Below are 25,984 nucleotides of genomic sequence, written 5' to 3' on the forward strand. Positions count from 1 at the left end.
TCCCTCTCCTTAAAGTCATAATCCTCTCTCCTGTCGTTTATGGGATTGAACTTCTTTTGATCCCTTTTCATTTTAGGCCGGCGCTCACCCCGCCGACTATTTCAAATCCTTGCTTTCGCTTTCATTATGCGGCGCAAGTCTTTCGATTTGCCGCAGAGCATTTTCAATTTTACGACAGGACGCAGCTCCCGTCCGCAACGGCGCCCAATAGAAGCCGCCCCCATCCCGGAAGTGGGATGGGGGCGGCTTGCCGTCGATCAATACACTTTAAAATCGTTGTACAGCGATAACGTTCCGGACGAGGTTGTTCCTCCGGACACGAACAGGTTGATTGCCTTCACCGTGCCGGAGGCGACTTTGATGGCGTAGCCGGTGCTGTCCATTCCGTCCGCTCCGGTGTTGTAAATATCGGCCGTACCGGACAGGACGTTCACGGTGACGTTGGCCCCGTAGGTAAAGTTATGCAGCAGGTGCTCGTTGGAGGCGCCATCGATCGTAATCCATGCCAGCGACGGACGGGTCTGCGGCGTGATGACCTTCTCGAACACACGGCTCTCCGTGATCCATCCGGGAATCTCATAGCCCGTGCGGGTCGCGACGTTCCCGTTCTGCAGCGTGTTCTCGATCCAGCCCTCCGAGCTGGCACCCACGACAATTCCCTTCCGGAATGCCGCGGCCACAAGGTTGCTGACGTAATGATTGTGGCTGGCATTCGTCTTCAGATCAATCCCGTTGTACGTATTGGTAAAGCTAATGTTGCGGATGTAGACATCGCTGCCGTTCCCGCGAATCGTGTAGGGGTAAGCATAGACGTTCACGGCCGGATTGTTCTCCGGATAGAACACCCGGAAGCCCGCGGCTCCGGCTCCGTTGCCGTTTAATGTAATGAAGGCCGTTGCCGTATCGGGAGCGGAGGTTCCCTTGCCTTCATACGCCATCAATACTGTCCCGCCGCTGCGCGTATCCGAGTCCCGATGCAGGATTGGCGAGCTGCCCCTCAATTCGACGCCGGAGGGAACGGCCAGATGCCCATTGACGCGATACCAGCCCGCGGGCAGATAGACCATGCCTCCGCCTGCCGCTCCCGCGGCGTTCAGCGCGCTCTGGATCGCCGCGGTCGCATCGACGGTCGGCAGGACGGAGCCTGCCGACGTGTAGGAAGCGTTGTACGGAGCACGAGTCGCATCGTACAGCACCGCATGGGCCGGCTTCCTGGTGTTGGAAGCGTTAAAGGAAGCGGAGACAGGGCTGCCCGGATTGGTTATCGTGATGTTGCTTCCGCTCGTCGCTCCGGTCACCGTGCTGTCGGCGATCTTGATCGGATAGGACGTTTGGTTGCGAACCGAATATACGCTTCCTTGGAGAACGCTGCGGGAGAACGACAGGCCGAGTCCGTCCGGATTCAATTGCTCGACATCGACCGCGATGTCGCAGTTCAGCAGATTCGCCCATGCCAGCTCGATGCTCGGCGTCACCCGCTGTCCCGCGACCAGCTTGATGCCCGTCTTGTAATTCGAAGCCGTAATCTGGAACATCTGATCGAATTCCAGGTCGCCGAAGATGAAGGCGGTCCCGTTCGCCCTTGTCCATGTATCCAGGACCGATCGCAACGGCGCGTTATAGGCGGAACCCGCATTCGCCCAATACCCATTGTCGAGCTTCACCCATTGCGTATATCCGACCTCGGCCCCGTTGTACAGCTCCAGCCCTGTTTGCAAAACGGTGCCCTTGACATTGATTATGCTTGTCGTCTCATGGGTCTGGCTTCCCGCCGCCGTCGCATCATTGGAGGCATGATCGGACGGGGTGATGCTGGCGGAGATGCCTCTGTAGGAATTCAGCATCGTGACGTTCTTGATCGTCGATGCCATGTAATTCTCTTCGCCGATCCAGGCGCGCCCCGGCACCTCGAACGTATACGGATAGGCAACCGGGCTGGATGCGTTCTGATTCGGATAATAGACGGTCAGACCGACAACCCCCGCGCTGCCGCCGATTCGGAACAAACCCGGCGTCAGGCTGGCGCTGCTCGGAACATAAGCCGCGATAACCGTGCCGTACCCGGTGCCCGATGCATCGGGGTCGCGCCAATCGCCGCGCACGGTGCAGTTGGACTTGACCTCCAGACTCGCACTGATTCGATAGGTGCCCGCCGGCAGCCAGACGGTGCCTCCCCCATCGTTATAGCAATCGTTGATGGCCCGCTGAATGCTGCTTGTCGAGTCCGCCGTCCCGCCGCTATCCGCCCCGTAATCCGTGACATCATAGTCGGCTATAATGACGTCCTCCGTGGAATACGTCGTGGAGACGATCTTGGGGTTCCGCTGCCCGGACGGAGTGCCCACCGCTTCGACCAATTGGATGTCGTCCACATACCCGTGGAACAGCCCCGTGTTGCCTCCTTGATCGTAGGCGATCAAGATCCGTTCAATGGTTTTGCCCGCTGCGTAGTCCCCGATTCGGGAGTACACTTCGTTCCAGGAATTGACCGTCAGCTTGCCCCCGGCCCCTTGCCGGCTCGGATGAACGCGTACGCCCCATTGGTCGACGGCGCCCGAGTCGCGGAGCGTCGTTCCGTCGCTGAATTCGAGATCGATGGCGACATAGGTGGCGTTCAGCGATTCGGGATAAATCCAATAAGACAGCCGGGTATCCCGGGTGACCGGAATCGACACGTCGAACACTTGATTGTAGGAGTTGGACACCGTCGCGCTCAGATCGTTGCCCGAATACATCAGTGCCCAAGTCCCGGTGCGGAAAATCTCGTTCTCGCGGGGAGCGGACTCCATGCCGGTCAGGGAGCAGCAGTAACCCCCGATGTTCTGGCTGTGTGCCGCCGTATCCAGCCAAGTCGGCTGAATGTCTCCCGCCTCGAGCCCGGTCGAGAACTTCGCGCGGTTCACCTGCAGATCGTCGATATACCCGCTGAACGTTCCCGTCGAAGCGGGCCGATCGTAGACGAAGTCGATTCGATCGATTGTTTTCCCATTGGCCACGGCACCGATTGTTGAACGAACCTCATTCCATTGGTTGAGGATAAGATCTCCTCCGGCTCCTTGCCCCGAAGGACTTAAGGGATGGCCGTGTTGATCGCTCGCGCCGATATTGCGCAGCCTGGTGCCGTCCGTGAACAGCAGGTCGACGGCTGCATACGTTCCATTGCCGTTAAGTGGGTAGATCCAGTACGAGAGCTGCGTGTCCGCCGTTACGAAGGTATTGACGTCGTACAGCTTGAATACGGCATACGAGGAAGAAGCGCTTGTATCGTTGCCGGTGTAGTAGAGGGAGGAATCGCCCGATCGGGCCTCCCCTCCCGCAACCGGATGCACTGCGAGAGAGCCGACCCCGCTGCTTCCGTCTGTTGTGTCCGTCCAGGTCGGCAGGTTCGCGTTCTCGAAGTCCGTGCCGAACAACTGCTGGGTTGTGCTGATGGACAGATTGTCCACGAAGCCGCGGAACACGCCCGTTCTCCCGCCTTGGTCGTAAGCGATCAGGATTTGATCGATCACTTTGCCTGCGAGCGCGTCTCCAATTCGGGCGCTCACCTGATTCCACTTGCCGATCTGCAGCTTGCCCCCGGCTCCTTGCTGGGCGGGATGAAGCTGGATTCCGTTGGAGTCGACGACACCGGAGTCGCGAAGCGTTGTCCCGTCCGTGAACAACAGGTCGATGGCAACGTACGTGCTGTTCAAGTTGGATGGGTAAATATAATAGCTGAGCTTCGTATCCGCCATCACGGGGATATTGACATCGTAGATCTTGTTGTAGGAATTGGACACCGTGGCGCTCAGGTCGTTGCCGGAATACAGCAAGGACCGGCTTCCCCGGTACGCGGCTTCATTCCGCACGGAGGACTCCATGCCGGTCAGAGAGCAGCAGTAACCGCCGACGCCTTCGCTGTAGGCGACGGTATCGTTCCAGGTGGGAAGCGCATCTTCGGGCTCGAAGCCGGTATAGAATTGATTGGTCGAAGCGTCGGCCTTATGCAGCGGAAGGAGACCTCCATATCCAGTCAGCAGCAAACTTGCGGCAAGAACAATAGACAGCGCCCGCAAGATAAATCGATTCATGATTGTTCCCCTCTCTCGTCAATAGATAATGAACGGAACCGGCGAGAAAGAGACGACGACACGCTTCCTTCTTGCCGGTTGGGCTTGCGATCCGAGGTTTGACACGGTCAACTTGCGAATTCGATTAGGGCCGACTGCTTGACTACTGCTTGACTACCGCTTGACTACTGCTTGGCTGCAATGAACGCATCCACCTGCTTCTGCAGCTCGGCAACGACCTTGTCGACGCCGGCCTTCTGCTGCTTGGAGACGTACTCGTCCACGCTCGCTTCCGGGTTTTTCCCAATTCCGGCTTCGATCTGGACGCCCAGCTCAGAGTAAATCTGATCGCGCTGCACCAGCTCGTTCTTGATCGCTTCAGTGTTGAACGTGAAGCCGTCAAGCGGGCTGTTGATGTTGTTCGGCTCGCTGGCGAATTCCGCTTCCTTCACCCAGAAGCCTTCCCCGTACGTCTCGGTCGGTCTCATGAATTGCGGCTTCCAGAATGCCCATTGGCCGCCCCATTCCATGTAGTTGCTGGTCGTGGAATCCATGCCGTCCGGGTACTTCGCCATGCCGTCTTCGAGCACGTAAGTCTTGCCTTCGATGCCGTATTGCACGAGGTCGTACAGCGTCTGGTCGGTCTCCAGCATGTCCAGGAAGCGCAGGACCCGGTCCGGATGCCTGGAGTTCGCGTTGATGGCCACGACATTGGCAAGCGCCGTGCGGTTGACGTGCCTCTTGTCCGGATAGAGCAACGAGCCGCTGGAGGTAAAGCTCGGATCGCTGAACGTCTCCGTCGCATACGTCCACTCGTGACTGGAATTGGCCATCAGGATCTTCCCGTTGCGATACTTGGTTGCCGCATCCTCCTTGTCGACCAGAACGTCCTTGTTGATAATTCCTTCCTGATACAGCTTGCTCGCATAGACGGCCAGATCGCGATAAGTCTGCAGTTGTTCGATCGGCTTGACCTGGTAGGTCGGGTCGTTCAGATCAATGACGAACTGGTTCGCCCCCATCGAGGACAGGTCGAGCAGCTCGTCGCGCGTCCGAAAGAACTCCATCAAGGCCGATCCCGCCGGGAATCCGATCTTCTGATCCGGAGCCGCATCCTGCAACTGATGAGCGAAGGCGTACAGGTCCTCTACGGTCTGGATCGAGTTCTCCTCCGGTTGAATATTGGCGGCTAGCGCTACGTCCGAACGCCACTTGACGTAAGGACGAAGATTCATCTTCATGGTCCAGGGCAGCGCGACAATGTTGCCGTTCACCGTTGCAGCCGCCAGCGTTCCTTGCTCCTGATAGACCTTATAGAGGTTGGGTGCGTACTCGGGCAGGAGATCGTTGAGCGTCATATAAGCTCCCTTGGCCGACATCTGGCGGTACGCAAGCCAGTCTCCATCGAAGTTGAGATCCCAATCGTCCCCGGAAGAAGACATGACCAGCAGCTTCTCGGAGTACGGATCGCCGAACGGGATCGTATTGATGACGAAGTTGACGTTCAGGCCCTTCGATTTAACATAATCGCTGACGGCCTTCCACACCTCGTCGGTAGCGGACTTCTTGTCCCCTCCGAAGTAGAAGCGGAGCGTCACTTCCTCTTCCGCCGATGCCGCAGGCGAAGCCGCGGCCGGCGACGAGCCGGAATTGTTCGCCGCCGGGGAGCCGGAGGACGAGCCGGCCGTTTGGTTGCCGTTGTCGGAACAGGCCGCCAATCCGAAGGAGCTTAGCAACATTAGCGATAACATGGCATTGCGGGTGCGAACATGCTTCAACTGAATTACCCCTCTTCTAGGAATGATGAGAATGATCTATACCAAACGGAGGTTGCGATCGGAATTGCAGCCGGAGCCGAAGTCGCAGCCTCCCGCTTAGTCAGCCCTTGACGGCCCCCACGACGAGGCCCTTGACGAAGAAGCGCTGAACGAACGGATAGAGGAAAATAATCGGTCCGATCGTCACGATGGTGACAGCCATCTTGACCCCTTCCGTCGGCAGCGTTGCCGCAACGCGCTGCATCTCCGCGGCGTTGCCCGAGTTCTTCAGGAATTCCACATTGCTGACGATCGTTCGCAGCATAAGCTGAAGCGGCTGCAAGCTCTGATCGTCGATGAACATGAGCCCCAGGTACCAATCGTTCCAATAATTCAAGGCGATGAAGAGCCCGACCGTTGCCAGCACCGGCGTCGCAAGAGGCGCGATGATCGTAAACATGATTCGCAGCTCCCCCGCTCCGTCGATCTTGGCCGATTCGAACAGCTCCTCCGGAAGCGACTGCAGGAAGTTGCGGATCAGGAAGAGATTAAATCCTTGCGCCAAGGCGGGCAGGATAAGCGCCCACACGCTGTCCTTCAAGTGCAGATAGTTCACGCACACGATGTACCACGGGACCAGGCCGCCGCTGAACATCAGCGTGAGCAAAGCGTAGATCGATAAGGCGTTGCGGTATCTGAGCGTCCGCCTGGCCATCGCGTAGCCGCCCATGTAGTTGACGAGCAGCGCCAGGAACGTTCCGGCGACCGTAACGAAGATGCTGATCTTGTAGCCGTCGATGACGCGATCGGCCGCGAGGAACAGAATATGATAGGCATCCAGATTCGGATGCAGCGGAAGCAGCCGATAGCCGTACTTGGAGATGTCCGCCTCGGTGCTGAGCGATCCGCTCAGCACCATAAGGAAGGGGATCAGACAGAAGATCGAGTAGACCGACAGCAGTCCGATCATGACGGCTTGGGCCCAGCCCGCTTTGAAGTTGCGCTTCGCGTGTTGCATAAGCTCCTCCTATTCCCGATTCAGAACAGCGCGGAATCCTTGTCCAGCTTGCGGGCGATCAGGTTGCTGCCCAGCACCAGGACGAAGGCAACCGTGGATTGCAGGAAGCCCGCCGCTGCGGACATGCCGACATCGCCGTTGATGCGCAGCCCCCGGTACACGAACGTATCGACGACATCGGTTGTCGAATAGAGCGTTGCCGCGCTGCCGACGACGGCATAGAACATGCCGAAGTCCGCGTTCATGATTCGCCCGACGGCCAGCAGCGTCAAGATGATCACCGTCGGCCGGAGCAGCGGGAGGCTGATGTACCACATCTGCTGCCACCTGGTCGCCCCGTCGATGGAGGCCGCTTCGTAGTAGGAGGAGTCGATGCCGGCCAGAGCCGCCAGGTAGATGACGCTGCCATAGCCCGTCACCTTCCACCGCATGATCAGCGCCAGAATGGCCGGCCACAGCCCCGGGGAGTTGTAGAAGTCAACCGGCTCGTGCCCGAAGTATCCGATAATGGTGTTGACGACCCCGACGTCCGTAAGCAGGTTGTATGTGAATACGCCAACGACGATCCAGGAGATGAAGTAAGGCAGGAAGGTGATGGATTGAGCGACCTTCTTGAAGTACTTGCTGCGTATCTCGTTAAGCAGCAGCGCCAGCCCGATCTCGAACAGCAACCCAGTCGCGATGAACAGAAGGTTCAGCAATACCGTGTTCCGAATGGCGCGGAAGGCGTATTCCGAGCTGACCAGATACTCGAAGTTGTTCAGAAGCGGCTTGGCCCATTCGCTTCCGAACAAGCCGTTCGCGAACTGATAATTTTTGAACGCGACGACGATGCCGGCCATCGGCAGGTAATTGAACAGCAGCAGCAGAACGAACACGGGCAGGAACATGAGATAGACCGACCCGTTCCTCGACATCTCGCCCAGGAAGCCTCGTTTCCTGGCGATTCGCGGCCCCGCCGTCGCCGCTTCCGTTCCTTCGATGGTATTCATGCGGGAGCCCTCCTCCTATCGGTGCATTCACCGATTTCTCTCTTGCTATAAGCTTATCAGAGGGGGGCAGGGCCATCTATGAGGCGATCCTAAACTTTCCGGGGGGATATTAGCCTCTGTCGTCCCTGGCCTGGATGTCTTTGGCGATTTTATATGAATTTTCACATTCATCGGCTTGGATTGCGGGAATTTGCGGCGTTTTATGCGGTTTTTCGTATATATCCGGCACCTCGGGCCGGAATTTTCTCCATGAATGCGGTTTTTCACATATAATCGGGCAAAGCACCGGTGTCCGGCCTGCGCCAATGCGGTTTTTCACATAAAATTCGGCGGTCGCCGCATTGGGCGGGGGCGATGGGGTCCCCGCATTCGGCGGGTTTGGCGGGGAGCTGATACACATGCTGCAAAAAACGCCCGGCATCGGAGCGCGATACCGGGCGTCGTACAGGCAATTCGTACAGAAGCGTCATACGAGAGGGACATGCCGAGCCCATAAGACTCAGGAGCGTCGGGAGCCATCCCCCTCGTCGCCGGCGGAATGGAGGACGGGATGGCGCAGCGTAACGATTGTGCCCTCGCCGGGTTGGCTTGTTATCGTCAACCGGTACGCCTCGCCGAAGGACAACTGCAGCCGCTTGTTGACATTGCGAACGCCGACCCCGCGCAGCTTGCCGGACGGCACGGGCTCGCCCTCCAGGCAGCGCGCGATCTGGTCCTCGGACATTCCGACGCCGTTGTCGCTGAGAGTCAGCACCAGATCGTCCGCCTCCCGGGCGACGGACAGCACGAGCTTGCCCTTGCCCGGATTGTTGCGGACCCCGTGGTGAATCGCATTCTCCACAAGCGGCTGCAGCAGCAACCGCAAGAACGGCAGCTCGAGCAGGGCGGGGTCGACCAGGAACATCGTCCGCAGCGGTTCCCCGAGCCGCTTCTGCTCAATGGAGATGTACGCATTGACCTGCTCGATCTCGCGGCCCAGCGTCGTGATCTCGCTGCCTCCGTTCAAGCTGAGCCGCAGAAGGTTCCCGAGATTGGCGACCATCTCGCTGATGTCCGTCTGATGGTGTGCCTCCGCCTTCCAGCGGACGGCTTCCAGCGTATTGTACAGGAAGTGCGGATTGATCTGGTGGCTCAGCACCTGGAACTCCAGTTCGTTCTTGACCCGCTCCGAACGGGACGCCTCTTCGATGAGCTCCTCGATCCTTGCCACCATGCTGCCGTAGCCGCGATACAGCCATCCGATCTCGTCCTTCCGGTTGACATAACGCGGCAGCGCTTGAACGGAATCGACCTTATGCCTGCGCATGTACTGAACGAGCCGGGCAACCGGATTCATGAACGAGATCGTCAGATAACCGACGACCCCCAGGCTGCTGAGAGCGTATACAACCAGGAAAACGACAAACAAACGATTCACGCCGGCCAGCGAGCCGGTAAGCGAGGAGAGCGGCGTCGTGCCGATAATCATCCACGATTCCTGAGTCAGGTTGGTGTACGTTACCAAGTGCTGCACCCCGTTCAGCGTCCGATTTTCCGAACCGCTTCCCTCCCGTCCGGCTATCTCCGCAAGCTCCTCCTCTTCAAGCAATCGCCCCCGGCTCTCGTAGCCCTTGGAGTCGAACAGCACCTCTCCCTCATCGTTCACCAGATAGATCCGATTGTCGGCCACCCGCGCAGAGGGGGACAGGAATCGCCTTAGCTGATCGTCGGATAAATCCGTCTCGACAACTCCCCGCGGGATGCGGTCGTGCAGCCCTGTGAAGCGGTTGAACTTGGCCAGCAGCGGCACCGAATTCTGATTGTCCCCCGGTCGCAGCAACTGCCATGTCGGCGTAACGGACCCGGCCGCCTGCCGGAACCACTCCGTCTCCTCCGGGGATCGGGCGTACCCCAGCGCATCGTTATAGATCGGGAACGAATCGGGGTGAATCGGGAAGATGCGAACGCGGAAGGCGTCGACCGTGACGCTCTTGCCATATGCGAAGTTGAGCATCTCCAACACGAAGTCGCCTTCATCCATCGTCCCGCCCCCGCCCAGCAGCTCCTGAACCGTATCGTTGCCGATCACCTCGTTGATCTGATCCTTCAGACTCTGCAGATACTGGTCCATATTGCTTGCCGACTGCTCCGCGTAATCGAGCGAGAACATTGCATTCGCCTGAATAATCCCCTCGACGGACCGACTGTGGGAATAGAACGCGAAGAACGCGAACGGGATGATGGTGATCAGGAAGAAGACAACAATCATCTTCGTGCGGAAGGAGAGCGTCCGGCCAATGAATGAGTTACTCATCGTCGACTCCCCGCATCTGGCGGAACTCCATCGGAGAGAGTCCTGTAGACTTGCGGAATATTTTGGCAAAATGGACCGGGTCGCGGTAACCCACTTCTTGAGAAACCTGATACACTCGATATTTAACGTCGCCTAGCATCTCCTTGGCCTGCTCGATCCGGATGTCCGTGAGATGCTCCAGGAACGTTCGGTCCATCTCCTTCTTGAACAGCTTGCTGAGCCATACCGGCGTGACATGCACCTCGGACGCGACGGCCGTCAAGCTCAGATTGCAACGGAAGTGCTTGCGCATATAAGAGTCCGCTTCCTTGAGAATCTGATTCCGCGAGCCGGTCTGCTCCTTGACCTCCCGGGACAACTGGAGCAGCAGCGCCTCCGTCTTGCCCTGAAGCGACTCGAGCGTATTGTACCGTTCAAGCTGCTCCCACAGCAGAATGGGATTGCGCAGCCAGCTCTCGCCCTTCCAGCCCAGTCCCTTGGCCTTCTGGAACAGCTCCATCAGCCAGCCGAACAAGCCTTGCTGCACATCGCTGATCGGGCCTTTCCGCCAGCTCAGCACCAGCCGATCGAAGCGCCGCAGCGCCTCCTTCAGCTCCTGCTCCGATCCGTACCGGATCAAGTCCATCATGGCCGCACTGTCCTGCAAGGCGATCTCGGGCAGCTCCTCCGCTTCCGCCGGCTCAAGGTCCTGGATCAGCCTGTTGCCGCCATATACCGCCTTCTGCTCCAGCAGGCTCAATGCCTCTCGATACATCTGAGGCAATCGGGACAGACGCCCGATCTCCGGGCTGACCGCCGCGCTGGCATTGACCTTGACGAACAGGTTGATTCGTTTGATCGATTCCGCGGCCAGAGCGACGATGCGTTCCCGTTCCTCGTCGCTCCCGCATTCCGCCGTCAGCACCCAGCGATCGCCCGCGCTGGGGTAGAACACGAATCGACCCGGGAACTGCTCCTCCCACGTCTGCTCGACCACGTTGCCGATCCCGAACAGGATCAGCCGTCTCTCAAGCTCCGGATTGCCCCGCTGCTCGGCAACGATATTCAGATCATCGACCTCGAAGACAAGAATCGCCAACGGACCGCCGCCGAGCCAGGACAGCTCCAGCGCGGCAAGCCGGCTGGAGAGCGTGATCTCCTTGAAGGATAGATACGGCGATTCGATCCATTCCGTCAGCGTCTCCGCCCGCAGCCTGGGCAGAGCAAGCCGCAATTCCCCCATCATCCGCTGCTGGAGCTCCATATCGTTCCACTCGGCCCGAAGCTCGTCCTGGGTTCTGCGGATCACCTTGAGCAATTCGTCCGTCTGAATCGGCTTGAGCAGATAATCGGCCGCTCCGAGCTGCAGCGCTTCCCGGACCAGATCGAAGTCGTCATACCCGCTGATAACGATCGTTCGGATGAGCAGCCCCTTCTCTCGAGCCTGGCGAATCAGCTCCAGACCGGACATCCGGTTCATCCGGATATCGGTAATGACCAGATCCGGCTTCTCCCGCTCGACGATCGCCAATCCCTCGTCGCCGTCGGCAGCCGTATACAGGGCGGTCAAGCCCAGATTCTCGCGAGATAGCCGGGCCGCGAGTCCCTCTCGGATCTCGATCTCATCGTCCACGATCAGTATGCTGTGCATGTCGCCTCACCCTTCCGGACTTCATTCGTCGCCATTCTGCGCGTCCCGTGCTGCCCCTTGATCCGTCTCTTGATCCGCCCCTTGATCCGACGGCATCCGATCGCCTCGCACTGATCCGACGGCGGACGCGGTTTTATGCGATTTTTCACATTCGTCGGCTTGGATTCGCAGGAATTGGAGCGTTTTATATGAAATTTCGCATATATGCGGGTCGTTTGGGGCGGAACAGCCTTCACGAATGTGATTTTTCGCATAGAATCGTCCAAATCGCCCGTTATCGGGCAGCACGAATGTGAAATTTCGCATAAAACCCCGGCAACCATCGGCACTATCGCCGCCACGGCTCCCTCTCGCCCCCACTCTCGCCACTCGCCCAACCTCGTCGACGCCACGACCTCACTGGCCTCACCAGCTTCATCGGCAGTTTCGCTGCTCCTTGTAAGGGGCACGCGACACGCTGGCGAACCGCCCCAAAAAAAACAATCCAAACGAGAACGGGCCGGCAGCAACCGTCCTCGATCGTTTGGATTATTAACAGGAGCGACTATTCCAGCTCCGGCTTCAGGCATAGCGTCAGAATCTCGTAGGGCCGCACTTCGACTGTGGCGCCGCCGCTTCCGGAAGCCTCGACAGGAGCGAGAAGCTCCTCGAGAATGTTGGAGCGGTTCCAGACGGCCTTGTCGGGACAATCCAGCTCAAGCTCCGAAGGAGCGTCCGTCATATTAAACCAGCGCATAACGAGCGAGTTATCCTCCCGCCCCGCCTTGACGCCGGTGAGCGCAGCCGAGGCCGAGCTCCAACGCAGAAGAGAGTCTCCCGAGCGCAATGGGCCCGGATGAACTCCCGTCTGCACGGCCGTCCACGGGACCTGGCTCTGGTAGGCGAGATGGAACGAGCGCTCCCGGTCGCTTCCTCCGGCATGGGGAATAACCGTGTACTCGCAGGTATGCTCTCCCAGGCATTGGGCGTCGGGCGTCGGGAACACTCCCCAGTCGCCGAGCTCGCTGACCGCACGAAGCAGCGTGATTGCCACCGTATTGCTTGGGTCGCGGAGAACCTCGTATTCGTTAAGCCCCCGGTTGGCAATCGTGAGCCCGCCCCGCCGGTCGCCGATCTCGACGAATGCCTGCTGATGCTGGCAATTGCTCGGGTTCGTCCACTCGGGAGCGGGCGAATTCGCACGCACGGCCACCTCAAAGACCGAGTCGACCCGGTGCACGTCGGTGTCCGTTCCGCTTGGGAAAAGAACCCGGAGACGGTGGTCGGTCGCTTTATTATCGAAGGAGGTGCGTACGGCCACCCCCTGCGCCCCCGCATCGAGCGTCAGCGTCGTGCGAATCTCGAGCGGAGCCTCGTCGGAGCGGCGCTGCGCCTGCCTGTCGGGGATCGACGTCAGGGAACGGCTCTCCTCGGCCAGCCGATCGTCGGCGCCTGCGGGCACGCTCCACGAATGCACGATCTCGACGACCGTCCGCCGATCGGAGCGCTCAAGACAGGTCACACTTGCGCCAACGCCGAGAGTCGTGCACGGCGCCTCCCCTTCCGGCTGGCGGAAGGTGTATTCCGAGCCGATATCCCCGACATCCTCGTACGCGCCAAGATGCGGGTACAGGCGGCCGGTAAGCTTGTCGGTCATCGTCCAGCTTCCGTCGGAATGAACGAGAACATGAATCCGCTCGTTCTCGAGCGTCGAATCGTTCGGGTCCGGCGTTCCCGCTGCCGCGGCACCCGCTCCCGGAACCAAGGCGAATAGAGCGGCCCCGAGGCGGGGAATGTCGCTGACCTGCAGAGAGATGCGCAGCCTCCTGGCGTAATAGGGAATCCGGAAGCGGGCGTCGGGCAAGTCGTAATTGAACCGGAAGCCCAAATCGACCACGCTTGCCGATATCGCCTCGCCCCGATCGTTAACAACGGTTCCTTCCGGGCTCGGCAGTCCCTTCAGCTCCGACGTCAGCTCCTTAACGCGCGAATAGTCGATGTCCCTGCGGTCCGTCTCCAGCTCGATCTCGACGGTGCCGCTTCTCTCCCAGCCGCTCGTATTGAATACAACGAACGGAATCGCTCCGGCGTGCCCGGCGAACGCGGACGTGTCGAACTGGTCGGCAAGCTCCCGAGCGGCGGAGGCGGCAATGGCCTGAGCCACCTGGCGGGATTGGTCGAACCGCGTCATCATCTCGCGGTGCACCTCGTCGATGCTGCAGCCGCAGATGCTGTCGTGCGGATGGTTCTGCATTAATTTGCGCCATGCGTACTCCAGCTTCGCATGGGGATAAGCCGCGCCGTACCGGGCAGCCCAGGCGGCGAGCGGCTCCGCCACCTTCTCAAGCAGCGTCTGGCCCAACTGGTTCGCCTGCTTGATATAGACGCGGGCGGAGGCCGTGTTGACGAGCGTGCCCCAACCGTCCGTTCGTTGACTGCGAAGCTCTCCCTCCACGGTCGCCAAGTCGTCGGGAAGCTCCGCTCGCACGGCTTCGACATAGTCGACGAAGTTGGAATGGATAAACTCCATGTCCGGGCACACCTCTCGAGCCGTCGCCAAGGCGGCGGCCAGATCGGCCTGCACAGGCTGGTGGTCGCAGCCGTTCATGAACAGCAGATGGCGGGTCGATGCATAGGCTTCGGCCTTGGCGGTCCGGGCCTTCCAGTAGAGGCGGGCTTCTTCCGGATCGGTCGGAATCTCCATCCCGTTGTTGTACCAATTGGCGAAGAGAATTCCAAGCACCGAGCTGCCATCCGGCGACTTCCACCACATCTCCGAGAACGGCGATTCGAAGCTCGCTCCGTCGAACACCTGATTGTTTGCGCCGGTCGGTTTGACTCCCCTGCCGAATACCGCCGTCCGAATGCCTGCTTGAACGAGCAGTTGCGGAGCCTGCCCCATATTGCCGAACGAATCGGGGAAATAACCGATGAGCGCCGCTGCGCCGAACCTCTCCGCATCGCGCCGCCCGATCATCAGATTGCGAACATTGGCCTCCCCGCTCGTCAGGAATTCGTCCTGAAGCACATACCACGGGCCGATAATGAGCTTGCCCGCTTGCACAAGCCGGCGCAGCCGCTCCTCTTGCTCCGGCCTTATGGCCAAGTAATCGTCCAATATAATCGTCTGGCCGTCGAGGTGGAAGCTCTCGAAGCCTTCCTGCCGCTCCAGCAATTCGATCAATTGATCCATCATGTCCGTCAATTTTAACCGGTGCAGTTCGAATGGCATATACCATTCCCGATCCCAATGTGAATGAGAGATGACATGGGCCTTGTGTAATTTCAAGCGATTCACTCCCGCATATAATAGGAATTCGAATATATGATATATCATAATTTATGAAATATAAGAAATCAATCTAAATATAGAATAACAAAAAAAGAACCGGCGGCCCCAAGCCTCCCCGGTTCTTCCTCATCTTAATCGCTCGTCTATTCATGCGGCCGGCCCGAAGACTGCCGCACGATCAGCTCCGTGGCAAGAGTGATCTTGTCCGCCTCCCGGAACGGGTTCTCCTCGCCGCACAGGCGCAGCACCATTGCCGCCGCCTCTCTCCCTTGAAGCGTAAACTTCTGTTCGATCGTGGTCAGCGGCACGTCCAGCATTGCGACGAAGGATAGATTGTCGAAGCCGACGATGGACAGCTCTTCGGGCACCTTGACCCCCGCTTCTTGAGCCGCCTTCAACAGGTATACCGCCGAGTTGTCGTTGATCGCAATGACTGCCGTCGCCTTCTCCTTGCCGTTAAGCGCCCGCGCCAGCCGCTCCTTGGCAAGCTTCAATTGCCAGCTCGGGGAGTCGTCGCATTCGGCCGCCATCCCTTCCTCGTCTTCAAGCAGCCATTCGCTTCGGGGCATGATGCCCGCGTCGATCAGAGACTTGCAATAGCCCCGATAACGATCCATGATCGACACCGCCTCCTTTAACCGGGTGCAGACGAACGCAATCCTGCGATGCCCCAATTGAAGCAGATGCTGCGTGATCAATTGGCCGCCCTGGTAATTGTCGGACACCACACACGGGATATCCAAGCCTTCCAGCGTGCGGTCGATTAAGACGAACGGGAACCGGCGAATCATCAGGCTTCCGAACAGCTCGATGTTCCGGTCGCTGGCGCAAGGATATACGATAGCGCCGCTTATGTTGTCCTCCAGCAGCCTAAGCAGAACCTCGCGTTCCCGCTCCAGGCTGTATCCCGTATTGTGATAGGTAACATAATAGCCCTGACCGGCGCAGAATTGCTCGACGCCCTGCAGAATGTCCAGTCCGTACTCTTCCCCGAACGGCAGCACGACGGCGATGATCCGCAGCCGGCTCTGGCCCGAATTCCCTTGGACCGCGGCGCCCCCGCTTGCATAATCATCCCTGATGAAGCTGCCCTTCCGCTTGATTCGGACAAGCATTCCCCGGTATTCAAGCTCCCTCAGCGCCCGAATAACCGTAATTCGGCTGACTCCGAATTGCTCGGCGATCTCCTGTTCGGTGGGGATCCGATCTCCCGGCTTGAGCTTGCCCTCGTCCGTGAGAGCCGTGAAGTGCTCAATTATATTCTGATAGAGCTTCGGCTTGCTCCCCACATCGAGCCCCCCTGTATCCTCATGTTCCACAATAACGTTATGGCCTATAAATATAGAATAACAATAAACCGACGAATTTGAAAACCAAACTTAATATGTTACATCATATCATGCTGTATTTTGCTTATTCGCTCCGTCTGGCCGGCGGGGAAAGCAGGCGCGATTCCCTATCGGTCCCCGCGTCGAACAGACCCATGAGCTTCCTCATGGGCCTGCCGATTCCGCAATCGATCCGTTACAAGAGTTCAGACTTTGCGACAAACCTCTAAGACAACAAGGACAGTTGCCACTCTCGTATGTGGTGGTCCGTTGTTATGAAACCTACAGCAGTGAGAAGTTGGGCGGGGGAGGCTGGGTGGGCAGAGGTAGCGGAGATGCGTACAACGACACTCTGAAGAGCCGGTTGAAGGGCCCGATGAACGGAAAACCCGCTTATCGACCGTTCGTTCCGCTTGCCACCCCATCCAATCCGATCCCGTCCCGTCCGGCCTCTCTCTCCTCTCCCCATGCGCTCTATTCCCTCTAGCGGCATTAGGTCTCCTCTCCCTTTCGTTCAGGATAAGGATGTGCACGGTGAAACAAGCTGACCTAAGACCAAAGGGCATGATCGGCAAGCAGAGGTTCCTGATCCAAGGGGAGAAGAGGCATAAGTGTTCAGAAACGGACTAGTGCAGGGCAATCTTCAATGCTCATTCTAGAAAATCATGCTCGGAGATTTTCCCGCCGCTCCGCCAGCCCGAGAATCCCCACTGTATCGCGGGCGAGGATCGCCTCGATATCTTCCTCCGGCACGCGGGGCAGCTTCGTTCCGTCCACGATGGCGTTCACGTTCCGGAAGGCCGCCTCCGTCTCTTCGGCCGTGAAGAACGGATAGTCCGAGCCGAACAATACTTTGTGGGCGACCCGATATTCCGTCACGTTCATCATTGCGTTGTAGAACTGCCAAGGCCGGGGGCTCAGCGCCGACATGTCCGCATACACATTGGGGTTCTTGCGAATGACGGACACGCATTCCCCGTGCCAAGGATGGCCGAGATGGGCGATAACCATCTTCAGCTCGGGGAACGCCCGGGCGATCGGGTCGAGCATCGCCGGCCGGGAAGCGTCCAGGAAGCCCTCGGAGACGAACGAAGTGCCTTGGTGCCACAGAATCGGGATTTTCAACTCGGCAGCCTTCGCATACAGAGGGAAGTATTCCGGGCGATCGGGGTAGAACTTCTGATAGATCGGGGCCAGCTTGAGGCCGACCAGACCCAGCTCCTTCACCGCGAACTCCAATTGCGCCGGGGCGTCCGGATCGCGCGGATCGACGCTGGCGAAGCCGTACAGGAAGCCGGGATGCTGCCGGACGTAGTCCGCCACGTACTCGTTGGGAACGACAACTCCCGTGCCCGGGCAGTTAAACGCCAGCACAATGGCGCCGCCCCCATGACGGTATTGCTCCCAATGCCGCTCCGGGGTGACCTCGAGCTTGTAGTCCGCCCCCCATGCCCGCCGCGCGTCCGCCAGGAACGACCCGCCGACGTGGCCGGGGCCGAACAGATGCGTATGGCCGTCGAAGCTCCGGCACCGCCGCTCGCCGCCGCTCTCAAGCCCATTGCCATTCCCGCTGCCGCTCATGCCCTCACCGCCAATTTATCGATCGTGTAACGCTGCACGACTTCCTCGTTCAGCTCGACGCCAAGCCCCGGCGACGACGGCACCTGGAGGTGCCCGTCCGGCTCCAGCCGCAGCGGATTCACGACCAGATCCCGGCTTAAGGGCGTATCGTTCGTACAGAACTCTTGGAAAACAGGGTGTTGCTGATAAGAGTTCAGATGCAGAGAGGCGGCCGTCAGCACATCCGAGGTCCATGCGTGCGGAATGAGCAGCTTGCCGGCCAGCTCGACCCTTGTCACCAGCTTGCGCGCTTCCGTCAGCCCCCCGGCCCGCGAGAGGTCCGGCTGAATGACGTCGACATCGCCTTCCCGAAGCAATTGCTCGTACTCGTAAAGCCCGGCCAATTGTTCGCCGCACGCAATCCGCACGTCAACCGCACCGGCCAGCTTGCGGTAGCCTTCCAGATTGTCCGCGTGAAGCGGCTCCTCCACGAAGAATACGCCGAGCTGCCCCAGCTCCCGGGTGAGCCGAATGGCCAGCTTCACGTCCGGCGTCCACATGCCGTCCACCATAATGTCCATCTCGTCCCCGGCTTCCTCGCGCGCAGCGGCGACAAGGGCGACGACCCGGCGAGGGTCCTCCGCCACGACGCCCCAGCCGAACTTCATCGCCCGGAAGCCGAGCGCCCGGTACTTGCGCACCGCCTCCTTCATCGCTTCGGGCGTGTTCCGGAACAGCGTGCTGGCATAGGCCTTGATCCGCTCGTGCCGACGCGCTCCGAGCATGACGCTCACCGGCTGGCCCGACGCCTTGCCGATAATATCCCAGATCGCGATATCGACGGCGCTCATCGCATGGAGGGCCGCTCCCCTTCTTCCTTGATAGTAGGAGGAGCGGTACATGCGCGACCAGATTTTGTCGTATTCGAACGGATTCTCCCCGATAACGGCGTGCTTCAGCCCTTCGGAGAACGCCTTCAGGTAGCTCGGCGCCTCGATGAACGCCTTCATGATGTGGGGGTGGGAGTCGCAGTCGGCGATGCCGACAATCCCCTCGTCCGTGCGCACCCGCAGCAGGAACGCATACTTCGGCCCGCGCGAATCGGAGTCGCCGTCCGCGACCCCGTAATCGTAAGGACTCTCGAGCACGTTCATCTCGATCTCGGTTATCTTCATGGCTCGCCTCCACCGTCCTCTGCCGCCTTGTATTCGAATAGGGACGCGCGCCCGCCTTCGGGAAGCAGCCTGCGGGACAAGCCCCGGTACCACGCCTCCACCTTGACGAAGCCCTCCGCGTAGCGGCAGCCCGCCTGGTAGCCGCGGAACTTGCCGACGGTCTCGACCAGGTCGAGCAGATCCACATCCATCAATTGGCGGAAAATCCTTACCTGGCTCAAGTGCCTGCCAAGAGCCTCCTTCTTCTTCTCGATCGTGTCCGTAATGTCGACGAATTCCGTCGGCTGGAACCCGACGCCTCCCGTGTTGTCCATGTAGTACAGCGTCACCTGCCGCGAGGTCGCCGGCACGGCCGTCTTCAGGCTGGCGACGCCGGCGAGCGGCAGCGCGTCCCAGACGAGCTGGCCGGTGTACCGATGGTCGGGGTGGTAATCGTTCGGCCCGTGCGTAATGACGAGGTCCGGATCGACGCGGCGGATGACGTCCACGAACGCCAGGCGATGCTCCAGCGTCGGAACGAGCCGCTCGTCCGGGTAGCCCATCCAGATCGGGGCCGCCCCCATGACCGCGCACGCTTCGCGGAATTCCGCCTCCCGGATCGCGGCGAGGCGCTCGGGCTCGACATCGTAGTTGCCCATGTCCCCGTTCGTCGCCACCGCCGCGTACACCTCGTCTCCTTGCTTCGCATACAACGCCAGCGTGCCGCCGCACTGCAGCTCGATATCGTCGGGATGCGCCCCGATGGCCAATACTCTCATGAGGTCAACTCCTCCGTCAGCATCGCTTTGATCGTTCTCCTCGTTCCGCTCACGAGCCCGTTCAGCACCTCTTCCGCTTCCCCGAACGGGACGCGCAGCGACACGATGTCCCGCACGTTCACTTTGCCCGCTTCCACGAGCCGAATGCCCTTCTCCCAGAGCAGCGGAGCCGAGGTGCACGTCACGACGGTCAGGTCCTTGGCCACGATGCGGTCGGAATCGATCGTCGGCACCCCGGCCCCGTGCAGCCCGTACAGCACAACCGTCCCGCCCGGGGCCACGTGCTCGATGCAGGCCCGAACGCCGGCCTCGCTGCCGGACGCCTCGATCGTCACCTCGAACGGCGGCCGCCCGGCGAACAGCTCCTTCATCCCTGTCGTCCCTGCTCCTATCGTCTCTGCTCCTATCGTCTCTGCTCCTGTCGTCCCTGTTCCCGCAGCCGCAGCCGCCAAGGCAATCTCGTCCGCCCCGAGCCGACGGGCCAGCGCCAGCGGCTCCTCGCGCCGATCGATCGCCGTCACCATTGAAGCGCCGTACGCCTGCGCAAGCTGAGCGAACAGCAGCCCCGCCGGTCCCGCCCCGAACACCGCGACCCGGCTTCCCGCCAGCCCGCACACCCGCTCGATCGCTCCCAGCGTGCAGTTGAGCGGCTCCATCATCGCCCCTTCGGCATACGTGAGCGTATCCGGCAGGCGGTACAGATTGCCGGGCCGCGCGACGACGAATTCGCCGTAGCCGCCGCCCGGCAGCGTCGTGCCCAGCTCGCCGCCCGCCGGGCAGTGATGCTTGCGGCCCGACTGGCACATCGGGCACTGCCCGCAGCCGACGACGGGATCGACGACGACCCGGTCGCCGACCCGCCAACCCGCGACTTCGCTGCCGACCCGCTCCACCGTACCCGCCAGCTCATGCCCGAGCACCCAGGGCGGAGAAGCGAACCGCAGCCGGCCGGACACCATATGCAGATCGGTCGCGCACACGCCCGCCGCCCGAACGCGCACGAGCACCTCCCGCTCGCCGACAGCCGGCTCCGGCCACACGTCCGTCCGCTCCAACCGGCCGTTCTCCCTCCATACGATTGCTCTCATGCCGTCCCTCCTGCCCGCCTCACAGAACGCCGTACTTCTCGTACACCTCGCGCAGCAGCTTGCCCTCGAGCAGCTCGCGGCGCGAATGGCTCTCGCCCGTCGCCTTCGCGGTGGCCAGCTCCACCACCTGCTCCAGCAGCGCCTGCGGGATGACGGCCACCCCGTCCCGGTCCGCGAAGATGACGTCTCCCGGCTGCACGAGCACGCCGCCCGCCTCTACCGGGCAATCGTAGTCGATCACCAGGCCGCGGCCCTGCGAATCGACCGGCTTATAGCCCGTGCAGTGCAGCGGGAAGCCCAGCTCGAGAATCTTCTCCGTATCCCGGACGAGGCCGTCGACGATTGCGCCGCGGGCGCCCCGCATCTTCGAGGCTGTCGACAGCAGCTCTCCCCACATGCCGTTGCGCTTCGATTCGTTCGTCGCGGCGACGACGACCTCGTCCGGCCGGATGCTGTCGATCGCCGCAATCTCCTTGTCGTAAGGGTTCGCGGGAATGTGGTACACGTCTGCGGCCAGAATCGTTTTGGCGCGGCCGACCATGCGGGCCCGCTCCGCCGTCAAAGGCCGAATCCTCTCGTTCATCGCTTGGTGGCGATAACCTAGCTGATCGAGACTGTCGCAGATCACCGCCGTGTACAGCACCTGTTGCATATGGTCGAAGAGCTGTGAATCCGTCCAACCGTTCATCCTCTTGCTCCCCCTTAGGCCCCCGGTACGAATACGACGTCCCGGAAGTAGCCGTTGTTGTTGTAAGACGACGTCGGCATCGCGCCGAGAGTCGTCGAGAATACGCCGCTGCCCGCATACGTGACCAGATTGCCATTCGCGATCGGGCTGTCGAACGCATGGCCCGTCGCTGCATACCACTGGTCCGTGCTCGTCGATACCGAGACGATGTAATCGGTGTTCGCGGTAATCGCCAGCGCCGTAGGCAGCGTGAATTCCTTCCAGCCCGCTGTGCCCGCTGTGATCGACCACGTGTACGGCCCTGCGACGACCGTCGCGCCGCTCGCGTCCCAGATCCGGACCGTGTGGCTGCCGCCCTCCGAAGCGTTCGTATAAATCCGAACCTTCGCGATCGTCCCGTCCACCGTGGCGTAGAACTTCGTCCCGAGCTCGTATTGCGCATCGTTGTCATACAGCGCCGGCGTCTGCGTCGTGTAGATCGTGCTCTCCGTCCCCGACACGAACACGATGTCGCGGAAGTAGTTGCCGTTGTTGTAGGACGAAGACGGCATTGCTCCGAGCGTGGTCGAGAACAGCCCGCTGCCCGTATACGTGACGAGGTTGCCGTTCGCAATCGGATTGTCGAAGCCATGGCCCGAAGCCGCGTACCATTGATCCGTGCTCGTCGACACGGCCACGATGTAGTCGGTGTTCGCACCGATCGCCAGCGGAGTCGGCAGTGTGAACTCCTTCCAGCCCGCCGTGCCCGCTGTGATCGACCACGTATACGGCCCTGCGACGACCGTCGCGCCGCTCGCGTCCCAGATTCGGACCGTGTGATCGCCGCCCTCCGACGCGTTCGTGTAGATTCTTGCTTTCGTCACATAGCCGTCCACGACGGAATAGAACTTCGTTCCGAGCTCGTATTGCGCGTCATTGTCGTAGCCGGTCGGCGTCTCGCTCGTGAAGATCGTGCCGCTTGAGCCTCCGCCTCCCGTCGTCAGCGAAGCGGAATCGATTCGCGCCCATGCGGCGGAAGCGGTGCTTCCGTTGCTGTCGATGCCGAGCCGGTACGTGCCCGCCGTCGCGACGGTGAACGTGATCGACTTGGCCGACCAGCCCGTATTGTTGAACGCCAGGCTCTGCAGGACCGTCCCGGTCGACGCCTGGGCCGCGAACAACCGGCTCGAGACGCCGCTGCTCTGCACCGATGCCGCGAACGTGTACGTTCCCGGCGTCAGGTAGACGCCCTGGTATACGCTGGCCGTTCCGAGGTCGAAGTTCCGAATGTAGCCGTAGTTGCCGCCCGGCTGCCCGACCGATGCGTTGTCCGCCCCGGCGTCGCCGACCGTTGTCCAGAAGGAGTCCCCTGTGTAGACGGAATTGCCGGTATTCGCGCTGTCGAAGTTCGTATTCAGCAGCGTCGTCGAGCCGGTGATGCCCGCGAAGGCCGCGTCGCCGGAGAAGTCCGTCTTCGGCATGCTCGCGAAGCTCGGCTCGAGATCCGAGCCTCCGTTGACCGCGGTCAGCATGTTGTCCTTGAACGTGATCGCGTCGGTCGGCGTTCGCGGCCCCGGCGTGTACGGGTCGTCGATCAGCGCGCCGATCGGGTACGTCGCCTGAATCGTGTTGTCGTGCACGTACACGTTCGACACCTTGACCTGCGACTGATCCGGCGCCCCGCCGGTCCAGTTGATGAACAGGAAGCCGTGGCAGCCGCCCGCGCATTGCACGTCGATGTTGTTGTTGTCGACCTCGATGTTCCTCGTCGGAATCGGATTCGCCGTCGACCACCACGTGCCGCCGCGCGGGTCGTCGTACGAGGCCCACACGTAGATGCCGTCGTCGCCGGTCGTCAGGTCGTTGCCCGTGACGCGGATGTTCTGGCAGTTGGCCAGGCTGACCCCGTCGCTGTTGAGCGTTCGCGGATTCGCCGTCGTGACGCCGGTGACAATGCCGTCCGTCGATTGGCGAAGGGCGATGTTGTACATCGTCGAGCCGTCGATCGTGATGCCCGAGATCGAGAAGTCGCTGACCTCATAGAAGCCGATCCCGTGGATGATAATGCTGGCCGCATCGCCGCCGTTGTACGTCATCTGGATCGTGCCCGAGCCTTCGATCGCCACGTTCGTCGTGCCCGGCCCCGCGAAGATCAGCGGATAGTTCGTATCCGCCCACGCATTCCACGGGATCGTGCCCGAGATGAGCCGGCCGAGCGACGGCGTGTGCGCGTAATCCGCCGGGTCCTGGCTCTCGAGCAGCACGGAATTCGCATTCAGATTAAGCGCGACGTTGCTCTTCAGCGTCAGATCGCCGGTCAGGAACGTATAGCCCCCCGGCAGGTTGACCGTCCCCCCGCCCGCCGCGTTCACGGCATCGATGGCCGCCTGAATCGCCGCCCGGTCGTTCGTCGTCCCGTCCCCGACGGCCCCGTAGCTCAGAACGCTGACGTCCAGCGCGCTCGCGATCCGCGGAACCGACGAGAACCATGCCGCAGCCAGCACCAGCGCTAGAAGTACCGTCCGCAGCGTCCTCCACCCATCCGTTCTCCCGAATACCTTCATGAATGATCCCTCCTATTTTCCAATAATCGTGACCGTTATTCCTTCATTCCGGCCGTCAACCCTTGATCCCGCCCGCCATAATGCCCTTGACGAACGACCTCTGCATCAGCAGGAAGAACACCGTGATCGGCAAGCAGACGAGCAGCGTTCCTCCGAACACCAGGTCCCATTGGCCGATCTTGGACGAGCTGAACACGTACAGCTGGATCGGCAGCGTGTACATGGAATTGCGGTAGAGCACCACAAGCGGAGCGAGCAGGTCGTTCCATACGCTGACGCCGCGGACGATCATGACAATGCCCGTGATGGACTTCAGCAGCGGCATGTAGATGAGCAGGTACGTGCGAAGCATCCCGCTGCCGTCGATCTGGGACGATTCCGCGAGCTCGCGGGGGATGGTCCTCATGAAGCCGACATACAGGAAGATGACGAACGGCAGATACATCGCGGCATACACGAACGCAACGCCGAGGAAGCTGTTGATCAGCCCGAGCTGCTTCAGCAGTCCGACAAGCGGGACAATCGTGATCTGGAACGGCACCGAGATGAGTGCGACCAGGAGCGTGTACAGCCGATTCATGAAGCGGCTTCTCGGAATGACGATGCCGTAGGCGGCCAGCGACCCGAGGGAGACCAGCAGCGCAAGCGAGAGCACGAGCAGAATCAGGCTGTTCAAGAACGCCGTGGGAAAATGCAGCATCGCATAAGCCCGTCGAAGATTATCGAGAGTGATGGACTTTAGCGTCAGCGTGAACGGGTGGGTGGAGATCTCGTCGGCGTTCTTGATCGCGTTGTTCGCGATGTACCAGAACGGAAGAAGGTAGAACAGCGTGATCGCCAGCATGACGACGTTGGCGAGCCGCTTCGGCTTGCGCAGCCGGGACGTTCGCGCCGTACGAAGGCTATTCATCGGTGACCTCCTTCCTCCTCAGAGCGGTCAGCAGCGCCAGCGCAACGATCATCGTGATGACGGTGAGAATAACCGCGAGCGCCATCGCGTGGCCTTGCTGCATGCTTTTGAAGGCGTAGATGTAGACGGAGATCGCCATCGTCTGGGATGCGAAGCCCGGTCCGCCGCCGGTCAGAATAAACGGCAGATCGAAGATCGTCAGAATGCCGATGATCGAGAGCACGACATTGATCGTCACGGACTGGGCGATCATCGGCAGCGTCAAGCTCAGCAGCTGGCGCCGCCAGCCGACCCCGTCCATCTCGGCGGACTCGTAGATCTCCTTCGGAACCGTGCTCAGGCCGCCGAGGTAGATCAGCAGATAGAAGCCGACCGCATACCAGACGATGCTGAGGCTTAAGGCCGGCATGACCGTGGCCGTCTGGCCGATCCAGTCCTGCACCCAGTCGGGCTTGCCCAGCTTCTCGAACAAGTAGGCGAGCGGGCCGAACACCGGGTTGTAGATGACCTTCCAGATGACGCCCACAACGACCATCGACAGAATGTTCGGCAAGTAGAGCACGACCTTGTAGAAGTTCGCGAGCCGCCCGACGTCGTAGATGACGACGGCGAGCAGCAGCGCGATGGCGTTGAGAACCGGCACGTACAGAACAATAAGGAACAGCGTGTTCGAGAGCATTCTCTTGAATTGGGGGGCCTCGATCACTTCCCGGAAGTTATCGAGACCGACGAAGCGGTAGTCGGGGCTGATGCCGTTCCAATCGGTCACGCTCAGCCGGAATGATTGAATGGCCGGATAGAGGAAGAAGAGCGCGATCACGGCTAGGGCGGGCAGAACAAAGGCGGCTCCGGCAATCGTCATTCGATGGCGGACGTACCAACGGGTCAAGCGGCCTCACCTCGCTGTCAGGACTTCAAGTCGCA

The 25,984-nt window shown here is 60.5% G+C and carries 16 protein-coding genes; all 16 read right to left on the reverse strand.

Annotation, left to right across the window (positions count from 1 at the left end; genetic code table 11):
• Positions 1–257: 257 nt before the first annotated feature.
• The 16 genes from E6C55_RS17285 to E6C55_RS17360 all read right to left on the reverse strand — a co-directional run bounded on the left by E6C55_RS17285 (position 258) and on the right by E6C55_RS17360 (position 25,949).
• On the reverse strand, positions 258–4,070 hold the full coding sequence (locus E6C55_RS17285; protein WP_136371063.1) for a glycosyl hydrolase family 28-related protein: 3,813 nt from the start codon (positions 4,068–4,070) through the stop codon (positions 258–260).
• 164 nt (positions 4,071–4,234) lie between these two features.
• Positions 4,235–5,827, reverse strand: a complete 1,593-nt coding sequence (locus E6C55_RS17290) for a DUF3502 domain-containing protein (protein WP_136371064.1) — start codon at positions 5,825–5,827, stop codon at positions 4,235–4,237.
• Between the two features lie 100 nt (positions 5,828–5,927).
• On the reverse strand, positions 5,928–6,824 hold the full coding sequence (locus tag E6C55_RS17295) for a carbohydrate ABC transporter permease (RefSeq protein WP_136371065.1): 897 nt from the start codon (positions 6,822–6,824) through the stop codon (positions 5,928–5,930).
• A 20-nt stretch (positions 6,825–6,844) separates the two neighbouring features.
• Complete coding sequence (locus E6C55_RS17300; RefSeq protein WP_136371066.1) at positions 6,845–7,816, reverse strand: ABC transporter permease; 972 nt, start codon at positions 7,814–7,816, stop codon at positions 6,845–6,847.
• Positions 7,817–8,315: 499 nt separating this feature from the next.
• Entirely contained in the window at positions 8,316–10,109 is a 1,794-nt protein-coding gene (locus E6C55_RS17305) for a cache domain-containing sensor histidine kinase (RefSeq protein ID WP_136371067.1), read from the reverse strand.
• A complete protein-coding gene (locus tag E6C55_RS17310; RefSeq protein ID WP_136371068.1) occupies positions 10,102–11,739 on the reverse strand; it encodes a response regulator transcription factor in 1,638 nt (545 codons plus the stop codon). Before E6C55_RS17310 ends, E6C55_RS17305 begins: the two co-directional genes overlap by 8 nt.
• 544 nt (positions 11,740–12,283) lie before the next feature.
• Positions 12,284–15,055: an alpha-mannosidase gene (locus E6C55_RS17315; RefSeq protein WP_136371069.1), complete on the reverse strand. Its 2,772-nt coding sequence runs from the start codon at positions 15,053–15,055 to the stop codon at positions 12,284–12,286.
• A gap of 98 nt (positions 15,056–15,153) precedes the next feature.
• Entirely contained in the window at positions 15,154–16,299 is a 1,146-nt protein-coding gene (locus E6C55_RS17320; RefSeq protein WP_136371070.1) for a LacI family DNA-binding transcriptional regulator, read from the reverse strand.
• Positions 16,300–17,001: 702 nt separating this feature from the next.
• Positions 17,002–17,919: an amidohydrolase family protein gene (locus tag E6C55_RS17325; RefSeq protein ID WP_136371071.1), complete on the reverse strand. Its 918-nt coding sequence runs from the start codon at positions 17,917–17,919 to the stop codon at positions 17,002–17,004.
• Complete coding sequence (locus tag E6C55_RS17330) at positions 17,916–19,073, reverse strand: mandelate racemase/muconate lactonizing enzyme family protein (RefSeq protein ID WP_136371072.1); 1,158 nt, start codon at positions 19,071–19,073, stop codon at positions 17,916–17,918. The genes E6C55_RS17325 and E6C55_RS17330 overlap by 4 nt, the downstream gene beginning before the upstream one ends.
• Entirely contained in the window at positions 19,070–19,831 is a 762-nt protein-coding gene (locus tag E6C55_RS17335) for a PIG-L deacetylase family protein (protein WP_136371073.1), read from the reverse strand. The genes E6C55_RS17330 and E6C55_RS17335 overlap by 4 nt, the downstream gene beginning before the upstream one ends.
• Positions 19,828–20,919 (reverse strand): zinc-dependent alcohol dehydrogenase, encoded by a 1,092-nt coding sequence (locus tag E6C55_RS17340; RefSeq protein ID WP_136371074.1) that lies wholly within the window; start codon positions 20,917–20,919, stop codon positions 19,828–19,830. Before E6C55_RS17340 ends, E6C55_RS17335 begins: the two co-directional genes overlap by 4 nt.
• A 19-nt stretch (positions 20,920–20,938) precedes the next feature.
• Positions 20,939–21,607 (reverse strand): RraA family protein, encoded by a 669-nt coding sequence (locus tag E6C55_RS17345; RefSeq protein ID WP_136371075.1) that lies wholly within the window; start codon positions 21,605–21,607, stop codon positions 20,939–20,941.
• Positions 21,608–21,621: 14 nt separating this feature from the next.
• Complete coding sequence (locus E6C55_RS17350) at positions 21,622–24,150, reverse strand: DUF4082 domain-containing protein (protein WP_136371076.1); 2,529 nt, start codon at positions 24,148–24,150, stop codon at positions 21,622–21,624.
• Positions 24,151–24,205: 55 nt separating this feature from the next.
• Positions 24,206–25,060 (reverse strand): carbohydrate ABC transporter permease, encoded by an 855-nt coding sequence (locus tag E6C55_RS17355; RefSeq protein ID WP_136371077.1) that lies wholly within the window; start codon positions 25,058–25,060, stop codon positions 24,206–24,208.
• On the reverse strand, positions 25,053–25,949 hold the full coding sequence (locus E6C55_RS17360) for a carbohydrate ABC transporter permease (RefSeq protein ID WP_136371078.1): 897 nt from the start codon (positions 25,947–25,949) through the stop codon (positions 25,053–25,055). The genes E6C55_RS17355 and E6C55_RS17360 overlap by 8 nt, the downstream gene beginning before the upstream one ends.
• Between the last annotated feature and the right edge of the window lie 35 nt (positions 25,950–25,984).

Source organism: Cohnella fermenti, from assembly GCF_004801405.1.
Classification (GTDB): domain Bacteria; phylum Bacillota; class Bacilli; order Paenibacillales; family Paenibacillaceae; genus Cohnella; species Cohnella fermenti.

Excerpts from the sequence above, each read along its gene's own strand:
- E6C55_RS17285 (WP_136371063.1), bottom strand. The coding sequence starts at position 4,070 with ATGAATCGATTTATCTTGCGGGCGCTGTCTATTGTTCTTGCCGCAAGT.
- E6C55_RS17295 (WP_136371065.1), bottom strand. The coding sequence starts at position 6,824 with ATGCAACACGCGAAGCGCAACTTCAAAGCGGGCTGGGCCCAAGCCGTC.
- E6C55_RS17300 (WP_136371066.1), bottom strand. The coding sequence starts at position 7,816 with ATGAATACCATCGAAGGAACGGAAGCGGCGACGGCGGGGCCGCGAATC.
- E6C55_RS17305 (WP_136371067.1), bottom strand. The coding sequence starts at position 10,109 with ATGAGTAACTCATTCATTGGCCGGACGCTCTCCTTCCGCACGAAGATG.
- E6C55_RS17310 (WP_136371068.1), bottom strand. The coding sequence starts at position 11,739 with ATGCACAGCATACTGATCGTGGACGATGAGATCGAGATCCGAGAGGGA.
- E6C55_RS17315 (WP_136371069.1), bottom strand. The coding sequence starts at position 15,055 with ATGATATATCATATATTCGAATTCCTATTATATGCGGGAGTGAATCGC.
- E6C55_RS17325 (WP_136371071.1), bottom strand. The coding sequence starts at position 17,919 with ATGAGCGGCAGCGGGAATGGCAATGGGCTTGAGAGCGGCGGCGAGCGG.
- E6C55_RS17330 (WP_136371072.1), bottom strand. The coding sequence starts at position 19,073 with ATGAAGATAACCGAGATCGAGATGAACGTGCTCGAGAGTCCTTACGAT.
- E6C55_RS17335 (WP_136371073.1), bottom strand. The coding sequence starts at position 19,831 with ATGAGAGTATTGGCCATCGGGGCGCATCCCGACGATATCGAGCTGCAG.
- E6C55_RS17340 (WP_136371074.1), bottom strand. The coding sequence starts at position 20,919 with ATGAGAGCAATCGTATGGAGGGAGAACGGCCGGTTGGAGCGGACGGAC.
- E6C55_RS17345 (WP_136371075.1), bottom strand. The coding sequence starts at position 21,607 with ATGAACGGTTGGACGGATTCACAGCTCTTCGACCATATGCAACAGGTG.
- E6C55_RS17350 (WP_136371076.1), bottom strand. The coding sequence starts at position 24,150 with ATGAAGGTATTCGGGAGAACGGATGGGTGGAGGACGCTGCGGACGGTA.
- E6C55_RS17355 (WP_136371077.1), bottom strand. The coding sequence starts at position 25,060 with ATGAATAGCCTTCGTACGGCGCGAACGTCCCGGCTGCGCAAGCCGAAG.